Source organism: Nocardiopsis trehalosi NBRC 14201, from assembly GCF_001552555.1.
Classification (GTDB): Bacteria; Actinomycetota; Actinomycetes; order Streptosporangiales; family Streptosporangiaceae; genus Nocardiopsis_B; species Nocardiopsis_B trehalosi.
Genome location: NZ_BCRK01000036.1, coordinates 25,807 through 39,136, shown reverse-complemented (window position 1 = coordinate 39,136; position 13,330 = coordinate 25,807). Strand labels below are relative to the sequence as shown.

At 69.1% G+C, this 13,330-nt stretch carries 14 protein-coding genes and 1 pseudogene; 8 read left to right on the top strand and 7 right to left on the bottom strand.

The genetic code is table 11. The features are described 5' to 3' along the window. The first annotated feature begins 1,591 nt into the window (after positions 1-1,591). Entirely contained in the window at positions 1,592-2,032 is a 441-nt protein-coding gene (locus tag NT8_RS09375; protein WP_067966380.1) for an NUDIX hydrolase, read from the top strand. A 261-nt stretch (positions 2,033-2,293) separates the two neighbouring features. Here the strand turns inward: NT8_RS09375 and NT8_RS31545 are convergent, their stop codons facing one another. Continuing rightward, positions 2,294-2,857 carry a hypothetical protein gene (locus tag NT8_RS31545; RefSeq protein WP_067966377.1) on the bottom strand — a complete coding sequence of 188 codons (564 nt, stop codon included), beginning with the start codon at positions 2,855-2,857 and terminating at the stop codon, positions 2,294-2,296. Here NT8_RS31545 and NT8_RS31540 point away from each other — a divergent pair. The 5 genes and pseudogenes from NT8_RS31540 to NT8_RS09355 all read left to right on the top strand — a co-directional run bounded on the left by NT8_RS31540 (position 2,768) and on the right by NT8_RS09355 (position 6,236). Further along, positions 2,768-3,352 carry a DUF4158 domain-containing protein gene (locus tag NT8_RS31540; protein ID WP_394326572.1) on the top strand — a complete coding sequence of 195 codons (585 nt, stop codon included), beginning with the start codon at positions 2,768-2,770 and terminating at the stop codon, positions 3,350-3,352. The genes NT8_RS31545 and NT8_RS31540 overlap by 90 nt on opposite strands. Then, positions 3,234-3,857, top strand: a complete 624-nt coding sequence (locus NT8_RS09365) for a recombinase family protein (protein WP_067966375.1) — start codon at positions 3,234-3,236, stop codon at positions 3,855-3,857. Before NT8_RS31540 ends, NT8_RS09365 begins: the two co-directional genes overlap by 119 nt. 2 nt (positions 3,858-3,859) lie before the next feature. Continuing rightward, positions 3,860-5,335: a serine/threonine-protein kinase gene (locus tag NT8_RS28450; protein WP_217999137.1), complete on the top strand. Its 1,476-nt coding sequence runs from the start codon at positions 3,860-3,862 to the stop codon at positions 5,333-5,335. Next, positions 5,310-5,639, top strand: a pseudogene (locus NT8_RS31450) (recombinase family protein); the annotation flags it as partial. The gene NT8_RS28450 and the pseudogene NT8_RS31450, both read left to right, overlap by 26 nt. A gap of 279 nt (positions 5,640-5,918) precedes the next feature. Continuing rightward, the gene (locus tag NT8_RS09355) at positions 5,919-6,236 is read left to right on the top strand and encodes a hypothetical protein (protein WP_067966373.1); all 318 of its coding nucleotides are present in this window, start codon (positions 5,919-5,921) and stop codon (positions 6,234-6,236) included. A gap of 669 nt (positions 6,237-6,905) precedes the next feature. Here NT8_RS09355 and NT8_RS09350 read toward each other — a convergent pair. The 6 genes from NT8_RS09350 to NT8_RS09325 all read right to left on the bottom strand — a co-directional run bounded on the left by NT8_RS09350 (position 6,906) and on the right by NT8_RS09325 (position 11,994). Next, complete coding sequence (locus NT8_RS09350) at positions 6,906-7,490, bottom strand: hypothetical protein (protein WP_157515638.1); 585 nt, start codon at positions 7,488-7,490, stop codon at positions 6,906-6,908. Positions 7,491-7,656: 166 nt separating this feature from the next. Then, the gene (locus NT8_RS09345; protein ID WP_067966370.1) at positions 7,657-8,910 is read right to left on the bottom strand and encodes an RNA polymerase sigma factor; all 1,254 of its coding nucleotides are present in this window, start codon (positions 8,908-8,910) and stop codon (positions 7,657-7,659) included. Beyond that, positions 8,907-9,269 carry a YciI family protein gene (locus NT8_RS09340; protein WP_067966368.1) on the bottom strand — a complete coding sequence of 121 codons (363 nt, stop codon included), beginning with the start codon at positions 9,267-9,269 and terminating at the stop codon, positions 8,907-8,909. The genes NT8_RS09345 and NT8_RS09340 overlap by 4 nt, the downstream gene beginning before the upstream one ends. A gap of 679 nt (positions 9,270-9,948) precedes the next feature. Continuing rightward, positions 9,949-10,818 (bottom strand): alpha/beta fold hydrolase, encoded by an 870-nt coding sequence (locus NT8_RS09335; protein ID WP_067966367.1) that lies wholly within the window; start codon positions 10,816-10,818, stop codon positions 9,949-9,951. Positions 10,819-11,072: 254 nt separating this feature from the next. After that, a complete protein-coding gene (locus NT8_RS09330; protein WP_067966364.1) occupies positions 11,073-11,363 on the bottom strand; it encodes a DUF4287 domain-containing protein in 291 nt (96 codons plus the stop codon). 85 nt (positions 11,364-11,448) lie between these two features. Continuing rightward, positions 11,449-11,994 (bottom strand): dihydrofolate reductase family protein, encoded by a 546-nt coding sequence (locus NT8_RS09325; RefSeq protein ID WP_067966363.1) that lies wholly within the window; start codon positions 11,992-11,994, stop codon positions 11,449-11,451. Here NT8_RS09325 and NT8_RS31225 point away from each other — a divergent pair. Together NT8_RS31225 and NT8_RS09320 are read left to right on the top strand one after the other, a co-directional pair. Further along, complete coding sequence (locus NT8_RS31225) at positions 11,987-12,118, top strand: hypothetical protein (RefSeq protein WP_281203400.1); 132 nt, start codon at positions 11,987-11,989, stop codon at positions 12,116-12,118. The two genes, NT8_RS09325 and NT8_RS31225, sit on opposite strands and share 8 nt — an antisense overlap. Positions 12,119-12,152: 34 nt before the next feature. Beyond that, positions 12,153-13,064 (top strand): LysR family transcriptional regulator, encoded by a 912-nt coding sequence (locus tag NT8_RS09320; protein WP_067966361.1) that lies wholly within the window; start codon positions 12,153-12,155, stop codon positions 13,062-13,064. The last annotated feature ends 266 nt before the right edge of the window (positions 13,065-13,330 follow it).

The window sequence follows — 13,330 nt, the reverse complement described above, 5'->3', positions numbered from 1 at the left end:
AATTCTGGAGTAGCGGGTTCCGCCCCGTACACCGCCGTCCGCCAACGACCACCGCCTGGGTGCATATCCCCAGGTGAACCCGTGTGCACGCCCCAGAACGAGACGCAAACTGAGACGCGCCGCACCGCCCTCACCCGGATGCCGCAGACACCCAACTGAGACGGAAACTGAGACGGACCCAAAGCCCCACCCCACCCGCCTTCCCAGCATTCATCCCAAAACCGTGGCCGCCCCCGACTAGTGTCTCCCCCACACCACCGCATGCCCGAAGCCGCCGACATAGATCCCGCCCCCACACCGAAGCAATCGGAGCCCCGCCCTTGCCGCCCACCCTCCCCGGCAACCCTCTGACCTGCATCACAGCACAACCGCCGGTCCGCTGCAAAACACCCTCAGAACAGCCCGTCCCATCAGCCACTGACCTGGGCCTTTACCCTCGGCCCCGCTGATCATCCCTAGAGGGATCGCAACACGTTCGTGGTCCGCAACGAGACCCACCACTGGCTGCCCCGCTGATCATCCCTAGAGGGATCGCAACTGCAGACCTACGGCGTCTCGCGCGGCACCGCCCGCCGGCCGCTGATCATCCTTAGAGGGATCGCAACCTAACGGCCGGGATCACCAACGAGGGCACGTGGGGCCGCTGATCATCCCTAGAGGGATCGCAACGTCTTGTTCATGGGGCCCTTCCTGGTGGTGGGCCGTGCCGATGATCATCCCTAGAGGGATCGCAACGCCGCCGCGCTCGCCACGCACCGCCCGCCCCGCCAGCCGCTGATCATCCCCAGAGGGATCGCAACAGTTCGCGGCGGACCTCGGCGGCGACGATCGTCGGCGCCACCGATCACCCCTAGAGGGATCGCAATGTGTATCCGCAGACCTGCATCATGAGCACCTCGCGCCACCGATCACCCCTAAAGGGATCGAAACGCGGGGGTGTACACGGCGGCTCCCATGCGAACATGGCGCCGATCATCCCTAGAGGGATTGCAACGCCCACCAGTGCGTCGCCGCGTTGGCGGCCAGGCCCGCGTCGCCGATCATCCCTAGAGGGATTGCAACTGATAGCCCAGCTTCCGGCACAGATCCGCAGCGGGTCGCCGATCATCCCTAGAGGGATCGCAACGCGGCCGCCCGCATCGCCGTCACCCACGTCGCCCAGGCCGCTGATCATCCCTGAAGGGATCGCAACGTCAGCGGGTGGCGCGTCTGCGGAAGCGCCGGGGGGCCGCTGATTATCCCTAGAGGGATCGCAACCGCAGGTGGCCGACGGGCAGGTGCATCACGTAGTCGTCGCCGATCATCCCTAGAGGGATCGCAACATCCGCTCGACCACCGACCGCAGCAGCTCCCGAGTCGCTGATCATCCCTAGAGGGATCGCAACGCAGCTACCACGCCCGGCGCACCCAGCCAGGGGTATCGGTCGCCGATCATCCCTAGAGGGATCGCAACCTCGTGATCAGGTAGGCGGCGCGGCGGGCGGCACGGGTCGCTGATCATCCCTAGAGAGATCGCAACGGCCAGTTCGCGGTCACCCCGCCGACCGGCGTCGCCGATCATCCCTGGAGGGATCGCAACTATTCTGAGGCCGTGGTCGAGCGCATCGGTACGGTCGTGGATGTGTGCGTCCTGCTGCGCAACGACGCGGGGCGCATCCTGCTGATGGAACGCGCCAACACCGGGTTCGCCGACGGCGCCCTCGGCATCCCCGGAGGGCACCTGGAAGTCGGCGAATCCGTCGTGCAGGGGGCGGTGCGGGAGGCTGCCGAGGAGGTCGGGGTCAAGCTCCGCACGGACGACTTGGCCTGCGCGCACGTCGCGCACCACCGCAACGCCCAGGGTGCCACCCGCATCGGCTTCTTCTTCACCGCGTCGCAATGGGAAGGCGAACCGATCAACGCCGAACCGGAGCTGTGCGCCGGCCTGCATTGGGTCGACCCCCGTGCGCTGCCCCTCACGGTGATCCCCTATATCGCCGACATCATCAGACGGGTCCAGTCCGGCGACACGTTCTCCGTCCACGGGTGGTGACCGCAATCGCGGGGCACAACCGCGGTAGAGCGGAAGGCGCTCCGCCCCGCTGACGCCCCCGCGGCATCGCCGCGCCGCGCTCCCCCGGCTGAGGTGACCATGGCTTCGCCACCGCACATCGGAGAACGCCTCGCCCGCCTGCGTGCGTGGCGCGGGATGACCCAGGAGGAGCTGGCGTTCGCTGCCGGAACAGGGGTCGACGTGCGCGGGGGGTGAGGTGTCCAGACTTGGACGAAGCCGTGTTATACCAGGGTTGGGCCGTCACGTATAAATGGCGATTGGGATCACCTTGAAGGATGCGCCGCCGATGCACGAGTCCAGTGCGTTGTCCACCGCGTCGTCGACAATATCGTCCATAAGTTCGATTTCGTTATTCTCGGCCGCCTTGGACTTGGGGTCCCGCAGCAACTTGTCTATTAGTTCGGTATTGATCCGGCGGAGAAGCTTGTTGCGCGCCAGGATCGGCACGTCCTCCTCCATTTCAGGGGTGACCTTCCCGAGAGCAGTGAACCTCCCGTCCAGAATGCGGTCCTCATCTTCGACTATGAAATGCGAGCTGTCGCATATGGTGATGGTGGTGAGGGTGCCTTTGTTGTCGCTAATGTGTCCATGAAGTTCGCGCGTGTGGTTCGCGCGAAAGTCAGTCTTTACGGCTTCGGCAACGACTCTACATATGTCGGCCAACGCCTTGGAGTCAGTCTCGATCTTGCGCCCAAGCGGCGCGACGCCAACCGCCTGGGCTTCGCCGTACAGCTGTGCACGGCCCGCGCGCTGGGTATTTTTACCACTGACCTGGGCGAGGTCCCCGAGAACGCCGTCGTCCACCTAGCCGAGCAGCTCGGGATCGCCGACCCGGCTGCCTGGCCGACTACGCCACCCGGGAGAAGACGCGCCTGGAGCACGCCTGGGAGATCCGCCGCGCGTGCGGGTTCACTGCCGCACCCTCGACCGGTTCGAGGAAGAGCGCGCCTTCCTGTTCGGCGCCGGGGTCCCCGCCGAGTTCCTGCCCGGCGCCCGGGAACTCGGCCGCGAGGACCTGACGTGAGAAGCGTTCCACATCCTTGGAAGTGGAACGGCTCAGGTGATACGAGCCCCGTCGGACGCATCCTGGGCAGATCCTCTCGCCGACCGTTCCACAAGTCGTCCCACATTAAGTGTTCCGAAAGGCCCGTACGGAATCGACTTGCGGTACGGTTCGGCGATGGGAACCCACGACCACCCCGCCACCGGGGTCGACCTCGGGTACGCCCGGGTCTCCACCACCAAACAGCACCTGGAGCGCCAGCTCGCCGCCCTGGCCCAAGCGGGCATCGGCGATGACCGGATCTACGTGGACAAGAAGAGCGGTGCCACGGTCGACCGGCCCGGCCTGGCCGCCCTGCTCGCCTACGCCCGCCCCGGTGACACCGTCGTCGTGCAGACCCTGGACCGGCTCGGCCGGAACATGCGCGAAGTCCTCAACCTGGTCCACGATCTGGGTGAGCAGGGCATCGGGGTGCGCTCGCTGGCCGACCCGCTGCCGATCGACACCGCTGCCGAGGGGATGGGCCGCATCGCCTTCCTGCTGCTGGCGCTGTTCGCCGAGATGGAGCGCACCTTCACCGCTGAACGGGCCGCCCACGCCCGCGCCGTGGCGGAGGCGGCAGGCCGCCGTATCGGCCGTCCCGTGGCCCACGCCGACGACACGATCGAGTACGCGCGGCTCCTCAAGGGCCAGGGCGCCAGCCTCGGGCAGATCGCGGCCAAGACCGGGATCCCCAAGACCTCCCTTCACCGCTACCTCGCAGAGGCGGCCCCCGCCAACATGCCGATGGGGGATGCATAGCAGTGAGAGACCAACTTCTCGAGGGCCGATACCGGCTGGTGCGAGAGCTCGGCGAAGGCGGCATGGGGCAGGTATGGGAGGCACAGGACGAGACGCTGGGGCGTCCCGTCGCCGTCAAGCTGATCTCCCGGCTCGCTGGTGACGGAAGCCACAGCGACGAGTCACGCGCCAGGTTCCTGCGCGAAGCACGGATCACCGCTCAGCTGCAGCACCCCAACATCGTGACCATCCACGACCTCGGCGAGACCGGCACGAAAGACCGCAGAGTCCCGTTCCTGGTGATGGAAAGGGTCCGCGGTGAAGGCCTGGACAAGGTACTGAGCCGAGGCGCCGTCGCTTTGTTGGATGCGGCCCGGTGGGGCACGCAGATTTGCGAGGCGCTCGACGACGCGCACAAAGCAGGGGTCATACACCGGGACATCAAGCCGTCGAACATCCTCATCACACCGTCCGGCATGGTGAAAGTCCTCGACTTCGGAGTTGCGAGAGCAGCCGACCCCTATGCGGCCGCGGACCGCTTGACCCAGACCGGCTTCATCGTGGGCACGCTTCCGTACATGGCCCCTGAACAGGCGCGCGGCTTTCCCGAACCGCGCAGCGACCTCTACGCCCTGGGGTGCCTTCTCTTCGAGCTGATCACGGGCCGGCCGCCGTTCCAGGCCTCCGATGCCATGGGCTACCTCTCGGCTCACCTCACTCAGCAACCTCCCTTGCCGAGTTCGGTGAGGAAGGGCATCCCCTCCGTCTGGGACGACCTCGTGCTGATCCTGCTGCGCAAGGAGCCCGCCCAGCGGTACCCGAACGCCGCCGACCTCGCCCAGGCCCTGCGCCAACTTGACCGCGCACCTCAGCCCGCACTGTCAACAGATGTGTCCACCCCACCTCCCACCATGCCGGTCACGACTCCACTCCCGACCGCAGTCTCCACCTCCGGGGGGAGCAGCGCCCCTCCGCAGCCGCAGACGGCATCGACGAGTACCCCGGCACACCTCCACGGCCCGCCGATGAACACGGTCCGCGCAACACTGGAACGGTTCGGCCCCCCGGTGTTCTTGTGCTTGTTCTTCAACTCGTTGGTCGATTACTGGTTCGCCTTGGATGTGAGCCGGGGCCCGGTGGGCGGCTTGAATATGGGCCGGGTGAACTTCCTCGTTTTCCTCATCATCGTGGCGGTCATCTGGGTGTTCACGGCAGCGCTCACCCCGCGCTCCAGAGGACTGATGCGCGGGACGGGGTACGCGGTCGTGGCGGTCTTCGCCGTGGGCCTCGTGGTGGATGTCGTGTTCTGGATGCAGGAGCCAAGGTCAACCATCGCTGCCAGCGGCTCCTACTACACCTGGGGCGGGCCGCTGCCCATCTACGTGGGGAGTGTCCTGACCGTCGCGGCGTACTGCTACCGCGACATCAAAACCCGCCGAGCCCGGTCGGTCCACAGCAGGTCAGACAGCGGTAATGCTTCGGTCGCAGGCTCGGGTTGAACCTCCGTGCATAAGACTTCGGACGCTCGTGCAGACGGCTTCGGAGACGGGCATCGCGGGGGCGCCGAACCACTCGGCAGCGTGTCGGGAAAACGTGTTGAAAACCCCGGGTGTCCGACAACCCGGACGGCACCGTTTCTCCTGCGCTCGCCGGATGGACGCCGCACTCACCCCGCCCGAGGACCCCCTCGCCCCCGCGCCCGCCGCCGCCGGCGGGGCGCTCATCGGTTATGCCCGGGTCTCCACCCAGGGACAGAAGCTCGACCGCCAACTCGCCGCTCTGAAGGCCGCCGGGTGCTCCCGCGTCTTCGCCGACAAGGCCAGCGGCCGCGACGCCGACCGCCCCAACCTCACCGCCTGCCTCCCGGCGACACCCTCGTCGGGCCCTCCCTGGACCGCCTGGCCCGCTCCCTGGCCGACCTCATCACCCTGCTCGGCGACCTGCGCCGCGCCGGCGGGGCGGACGGGAAGACGCGGACCGCAGCCGGATGCTGACCGTCTGCGGTCATCCTTCTGGGCGTCATCCCCACCGCCACCTAGTGTCTGCCGCGTCCTCCACACCACCGACACGGAAGGCGTAGGCATGCTCAAGAAGACGACGAAGACGGCAGCGATCGCCAGCGCATTGGCAGCGGCCGGGGTCTTGGCGTTGGCCGCCCCCGCCGCCGCAGAGACGGCACCGCAGGCCGCCGCAGCGGTCCCCGGTTGCGTCACCACCGCCCTCTACGACGACGGGGGGACTGACGAGCTGACCGTGCGCAACACCTGCTCCTACAGCGTGCGCGTCAAGGTCATCCTGGCTTTCAAGCCCGATCTCGCGTGTGTCACGTACCCCGCCAAGTCGTACAAGGACTGGACCTGGAGCTATCCCGGCAGGTTCGACCGACTCGCCAGCTGCTAACAGGCCAACGCGAGCCCCCGGCCGGGCGGGTGCCAGGAGCACGTGGCCGACCGCGCCTGCCCGGCCGGTGCCAGCGGGCCGGGGATAGCGGGCGTGTGAGATCACCCCTGCACCAGGACGCCCACCATGTCGAGAGCGAATGGAAACACAGCGGTAGCGAGCAGGATGAGGGCGCATCCACCGCTACCACCACGGGGTGACTGGCCACCGCCCGCCTGCGCTTCCCAGTACGCATCACCCAGTTTCCGCCCGAGGCAGTACCCGCACTGTGACCCGGACTCCTTCGAACGCTGACAAACGGGGCAGGTCTCTATTGCCACAGCGGCCTCCTTCACTCGGCGTGTGGCCAATGTGTCTGACTGTGCAGAGGGCCGCAGCAGTCTGACCGAAAACGGCCACGGGCGCCCCGGCCCGCCAGGCCGGTGCCGTCGGACGGTCGAAGGGGAGGCGGAGGACGCGGGGGCCGTAGAGAGAGATGTCGGCGCGCGGGCAGGCAACCTTGCCGGGGTGTGACCTGCGGAGATGCCGGGCAAGCGGGGGAGCCGAGTCCACCGCCTCCGGTAGCACCTTTTGATGTGCCTTCTGATCCACCTCTTGAAGTGCCGAATGAAGCGCCTTTCGAACTGCCGAGTGAACCGCCTTCGATTGCCGTGGGGATGAACTACCCGACTATATTATCCAGTCATCGGGCAACCCTGAATTGGCACAGGAATCAGCGAATCTTGCTCCCGGTGCGTCGTCCTCGGTCTCGAGCCATGCGTTATAGGCATCTTGGACCTCTGCAAACTCCAAGCTGCCAGCTGGGTACTTCTCCTTATGGAGGGCCTGGCAGCGCTGGGCGATATGTACCTCCAACGCCCTATCGACATACCCCGTGGTGCCGCTGTGTTGGCGGATGGAAACTTCCAGGCGTTCGAGCCCTGCCATTCTCGTGGATATATTCGATGAGCCCAGGTTCTCAATCGCCTGTGCATCCTGGGATAGAAGCCACTGGTCGTATGAATCCGCCGACTGCTGCACGGACAGGAAGGTCGACACGGCGGTGAAGAGCAGGGCGAGGGCGGCGATGGCGGTGGCCGCGACCTGGGCGACGTGGGCACCCCTCTCCCACCGGCTGCGCGCGGGAAAGGCCGCTGGCGCGGGAGCTGCGGTCTGCGGCTGCGGTGCGGGGACGGGAGGGAGGCGCCGGCGTCCGGTGCGGGCGAGCGCGAGACCGACCGCCGCCCCGACGGCGACCAGCGCGATCCTGTCCAAGCGTGAGTGGGGCATAGGGAATTCTCGGCGATGTCCGACCGCGGGCGCATCATCGCAGGAGACCTGCTCCGGCCATCCGGCGGCCGGTCCTCGATGGCGTCCTCCTGGCCGTCGCCCGCCCCGGCCGGGGTAATGCCGAGCCCCACGTGCGGCACCGGCGGGCCGTTCATGCCGGGCGCTCCATCCGGCGGGCCCGTTCGGTGAGATGGCGGCGTTCCAGGACGCTTCCGGCGCGGCGGGCGGCCTCACGGTAGGCGTGAGCGGCGCCGGCGCGCTCACCGAGCCGTTCCAGCAGGTGGGCCCGGGTGGCGAGCAGGCGGTGGTGGCCCACCAGGCGCTCGTCGCCCTCCAGCTCCGCCAGGAGGTCGAGACCGGCGGACGGGCCGTGGACCTCGGCGACGGCGACGGCGCGGTTGAGCGCCACCACCGGGTTGGGTCCGCACCGCTGCAGAAGGTCGTAGAGCCCCAGGATCTGCGGCCAGTCGGTGTCGTCGGGGTGGCCGGCCTCGTCGTGCACGGCCGCGATGGCCGCCTGGAGCTGGTACGGGCCGACCTGTCCGCGCGGCAGCGTCGCGCTGATGAGGTCCACGCCCTCGGCGATGAGCCGGGCGTCCCACCGGCCGCGGTCCTGCTCGGCCAGCGGGACGAGTTCACCGTGCGGGCCGGTGCGCGCGGCGCGGCGCGCGTCGGTCAGCAGCATGAGGGCGAGCAGTCCGGCCGTCTCGGCGTCGTCGGGAACGAGACGGTGCAGCAGCCGGGTGAGCCGGATCGCCTCGGTGGACAGCTCCGGTGCGGTCAGCCCTTCGCCGCCGGAGGTGGTGTAGCCCTCGTTGAAGACGAGGTAGAGCACGTGCCGCACCTCGGCCAGACGCTCTTCGCGCTCCGCCCCCTCCGGCAGGGCCAATGCGGCGCCCGCGGCTTTGACGGCCCGCTTGGCCCGGCTGATGCGCTGGGCCATCGTCGCCTCGGGCACGAGGAACGCCGCGGCGATCTGCGCGGTGGTCAGGCCGCCGACCGCGCGCAGGGTCAGCGCGATGCGGCTGGGCGGGGACAGCGCCGGATGGCAGCACAGGAACAGCAGGGCCAGGGAGTCGTCCTGGTCCGCGGCCGGGGCGGTGTCGGCGGGCGGGGCGAGCAGCGCGGCCTGCGGCGTGGCCAGCGCGAGCGCGTCCTCGCGGCGGCGCCGCGCCGCCTCGCTGCGGACCTGGTCGACCAGCTTGCGGGAGGCGACGGTGACCAGCCAGCCGCGCGGGTTGTCCGGGATCCCGCTGTCGGGCCACTGGAGCGCGGCTGCCAGCAGCGCCTCCTGCACGGCGTCCTCGCACGCGTCGAAGCCGCCGTGCCTGCGGACGAGCGCGCTGAGGACCTGCGGCGCCAGGTCGCGCAGCAGGTCCTCGACCTCAGAGTGCGCGGTGGTCACACGTCTCCTGCGGACTCGTGCAGCACCGGCCACAGCTCGACCGGGTCCGTCTCCGCGAGTGGGATGTCCGCGGCGATCTCCTGCGCCCGCTCCAGGCTCTCGCAGTCGAGCAGGTAGAAGCTGGCGACGTACTCCTTGGTCTCCAGGTACGGGCCGTCGGTGACGACCGGCGCCCCGTCCCGGCGGCGCACCAGCTGCGCGGCCGCAGCGTCCGCGAGACCGTAGGCGCCCAGGAGCTCACCGGTCTCGCGGTACTTCTTGTTGAACGCCTCCTGCCGGGCGATCGCCTCCGGCCACGCCTCGGCCGGGAAGGAGTCCCACTTGGCCTGGTTGCCGTAGATCATCGCGAGGTACTTCACGGCGGGTTTCCTTCCGTCCCGCGCGCCCCGTCGGCGCGCTGTCACCTATGGGTCGGAGCGGGAAGCGGAGTCTCGACATCCGACGACGATTTTCTCCCGGATTCTTCCGCACCACCGCTGAGCAGCGGATCTGCCCCTATGGAGATCACCCCGCATCACTCGTAGTGCCGAGGTGTGCGGATCACGGACGGTACCGGCTGGTCTGTCCTCGGTAGATCGTCTGCATCGGTCGGCTCGGGGCTGGGCACCGAGGATCGGTGCAACTCGGAGGACCAACCAGGGGCGCCGGGGCGCCGCACGCAGCACCCCGGCGGGGTGCACGTCCACGAACGAGACGCCAACTGAGACGCGCCGCGCCACCCTCACCCGGATGCCGCAGGCACCCAACTGAGACGGAAACTGAGACGGATACAAAGGCCGCCCATCCGCCTTCTCAGTATTCACCCCGCACCATGGCCCCCCCGGGGGCGCGCTGCGCCGCGACCTGGAGGCGCGGGAGCGCGCCGCGACCGACCGCGCAATGGAGGCCGAGAACGCGTCCTACACCGACCTCGGGCGCGCTGGGGTGGCCCGCCTGGTCGCCCACCGCCACCACCGGGCGCGCACGGACGGCCGCGCCCGCCTGTCACCCAAGAGGCGGCACCGGCGAGGTTACGGGAACTCCTCCAAGGAACAGGACCTAGCTCCGCGTCGCTGGTCGAGTTCGGGCGAGGGCCGCGTGGACGGTTTCCGCGCAGGCCGGTGCATCGGTGGCCAGACCCTGGTGGTCGCCGGGGAAGGCGAGCGGCTCGACACCGAGCCGTTCGGCCAGGGTCCGAGCCGACAGTGCGGGAACTCCCTCACCCGAGGACGCGCCGATACCGACGGAGATCGGGACGGGGCCGGAGCGCAGCGCGGCGATGTCGGGGGTGAAGCGCAATACGGGCAGCAGGGTGCGGGCCAGGAAGTGGTCGAGGTTGGCCTGGATACGGCCCATCGTCTCCAGCGCCTCGGGCGGCATCTGGGACGGGTCGGGCATCGCGGGCGGCGCACTCCCGGGGCCGTCGACGGTGGCGATGAACTTGCCCATCGCCGCGCCGGCCCCCTGGTCGCGGTAGGTGTCGTGGACGTCCTGGAACACGGCCCGCCAGTGGTCGCGGTCGGGCAGCAGTTCGGGCAGGGGCGGTTCATGCACGACCAGGGCGCGGACCTGTCCTGGGTGGCGCGCCGCCAGGTCCAGGGCGGTGAGCGCGCCGCCGCTGTTGCCCAGTACGTAGGCCGGTTCGGCGCCGAGGGCGGCCAGCAGGCGGTGGGCGTCGTCGCCGAAGACGGCGACGTCGGCGTCGGCGGGCGGCCCGGTGAGGGTGCTGCGCGAGAATCCCCGCTGGTCGTAGGTCACGACGGTGTAGCGGTCGGCCAGGCATGCCGCCAGTCCGGCCAACGCGCCGGCGTCGGCGGGCGCGCCGGGGATCATCAGAAGCAGCGGCCCGGTGCCCCGGATCTCGTAGTGCAGGTCTGCGCCGGGGACCTGGAGTGTGCTGGTGTGGACGCGGGTCGGGGTGGTGGTCATCGGTGTGGTCCGTTCGTGGTCGGGGGGCGAGTCAGGGGGGCTGGTGGGTCAGGGCGAGCACACCAGTGGTGAAGGCGACCGGCCGGGTGAGCTGCAACGAGTTGTCAGTGCACGCTGTGCGGCTCGGGGCGCAGTCACGGTAAGGCAACCGCCGGAACCACGTCGGCGTACCGGCAGGCGCTTCATCACTCGTTGGTTGCTTCGCTCCTGGCAAGGGGTCCGGGTCGGGTGGCCCGGGGTTCGGTGAGGCCCCCTCAAGCAGGGCGGTTGCGTTTCCCGTCGAGCCAGAGCGTGTCGGACTCGTCGCGGTGGGAGCCTGAGGTTCCGACGTGCTTTGCGTCGATCTTCGGGCCCTTCTTGATGACGTGGACCAGGGCCATCGCGTGCCCGCGGCCCAGGCCGTAGTCCTGCTTGAGCCACTCGATGATGGGGGTGGCCTTGACAGAGGGATCGTCGAAGCCGCGCTGGCGGGCGATCTCGATGAACTCGCGCGGCGTCAGTCCGGTCTTGTCTTCGATGGTGTCGAGGTAGGCCTGGAAGGACATGTGCTTCTCGCTTTCGTGTTCGACGCGTGGTGTCCGCGGGGCGGCCGGATGACCGGCGTACCGCTCGGTGCCCCGCCACGGGGGGTCAGGCCGGCTGGTAGGTCAGATCCATCACGCCGGAGGCGTAGGTGGCCGAGCGGACCAGGGCCAGGGGGGTCCGGACGGTGCCCTCGGGGAACAGCCGCTGACCGGTGCCCAGCACGATCGGGTGCACCAGCAGCCGCAGCTCGTCCAGCAACCCGGCCTCCAGCAGGGCGCGGGTCAGGCTGATGCTGCCGGACAGGCTGACGTTCTTGCCCGGTTGCCGCTTGAGCTCCTTGACCGCGGCGATGACGTCGCCGTCGATCACGGCGGCGTTGTTCCAACCGGCCTCGCTCAGGGTGGAGGAGGCGACCAGTTTGCGGATGCCGTTGATGGCATCGGCCAACGGACCGGTCTGGTGCGGCCAGACCGACGCGAACGCCTCATAGGTGACCCGCCCCATCAGGAGCGTGTCGGCCTCGGCGTGCATCTGCCCGACCGCGGCACCCATCTCCTCGTCCATGTAGGGGAAGTGCCAGGTCTCCGGCGCCTCCACCACACCGTCCAGCGACGTGAACAGCCCGGCTACGATCTTGCGCTCAGTGGTCATCGACCTCGTCCTTCCGATCAGGGGTGCCTCGGTTTTCGCCCCGGTGTTCCTCGTGGTCAGCGGGGCGGGCGTGATCAACAATGCCGTCGGGGCCGACGCCCAACAAGGCGCGATCGCGATATGATCGGTTAGCTGAGCTACGCAATTCGGGAGGCAGAGTGCTGGAGCGGCACGAACTCGAGGTGCTCCTGACTCTGGCCGAAGAGCTGCATTTCGGGCGCACCGCCGAGCGGGTGGGGGTCACCTCCAGCCGGGTCAGTCAGACCGTCAAGAAACTGGAACGGATGATCGGCGCGCCGCTGTTCGAACGCACCAGCCGCCAGGTGCGGATGACGGCGATCGGCCGGCGATTGGCCGAGGACCTGGCCCCGTTGGCCGCCGGGATGAACGACGCGGTGCGCCGGGCGATCGACGCGGGCCGGGGCATCACCGGCGAACTGCGGGTCGGCTTCCTCAGCGCCGTCGCCGGCCAACTGCTGCTCAAGGCGGTAGCGGAGTTCAGCCGGCGGAACCCGGACTGCGAGGTGCACATCCACGAGGCACAGGGGCATGACGCGGTCACCCGGCTACGCGCGGGCGACATCGACGTCCTGATCACCGACATCCTCATCGCGGACCAGCCCGACGTGGTGGCCGGGCCGGTCCTGCTCTCCGAGTCGCGATTGCTCGCGGTCGCGGCCGGAGATCCCCTGGCGGGGCAACGGCGGGTATCGGTCGAGGCGCTGGCCGACCACCCCGTGATCGGGGTGCCGGCCGACATGCCCAAGGCGTTCCAACAGGATCGCAACCCGCCCTCCACGCCCTCCGGCGTACCGGTCCCGCGCGGGCCGCGAGCCGCTAGCTTCAGCGAGACGATCACCCTCGTCGCGGCGGGCCGCGGTGTCTTCCCTGTCGGCGAGAACGTCGCCCGGCTCTACCCCCGCCCCGACATCGCCTACCTCCCCTTCACCGACGCCCCGCCGATCCGCTGGGGTCCGATGTGGTTGAGCACCAACACCACGCGGCGCGTCCGTGAGTTCGTCCACGCGGCTGAGGCCGCTGCCCACACCGGTCGCGCCGGACCCTCGTGACCTGTGCAGAGTGCGAGGGACGTGAGGTGGACTCGGAGCCCGTCCAGCGGCCCGGCGTGGATGCTGACGCGCAGCCAATGGGGGGACCGGCCTCGCCACCGCCGACCGCGAACATCAGAAAGTGCATCGGCGCGCCGGATGGGCGGAGGAGGCGGGGCCGTGGATGGCCAGGCCGCTCATTCTCCCTGGAGGGCCGCAGCAGGGTCGGTGGCACCGGCGGACAACTGAGACGGAACATGACGAAGGCCCCGGCCGCGCACCCGGTC

Bases quoted from the DNA above. Each gene is read 5' to 3' on its own strand.
- NT8_RS09330 (WP_067966364.1), bottom strand. From the start codon at position 11,363: ATGTCCTTCCAGGCCTACCTCGACACCATCGAAGACAAGACCGGACTG.
- NT8_RS09365 (WP_067966375.1), top strand. From the start codon at position 3,234: ATGGGAACCCACGACCACCCCGCCACCGGGGTCGACCTCGGGTACGCC.
- NT8_RS09325 (WP_067966363.1), bottom strand. From the start codon at position 11,994: ATGACCACTGAGCGCAAGATCGTAGCCGGGCTGTTCACGTCGCTGGAC.
- NT8_RS09355 (WP_067966373.1), top strand. From the start codon at position 5,919: ATGCTCAAGAAGACGACGAAGACGGCAGCGATCGCCAGCGCATTGGCA.
- NT8_RS09335 (WP_067966367.1), bottom strand. From the start codon at position 10,818: ATGACCACCACCCCGACCCGCGTCCACACCAGCACACTCCAGGTCCCC.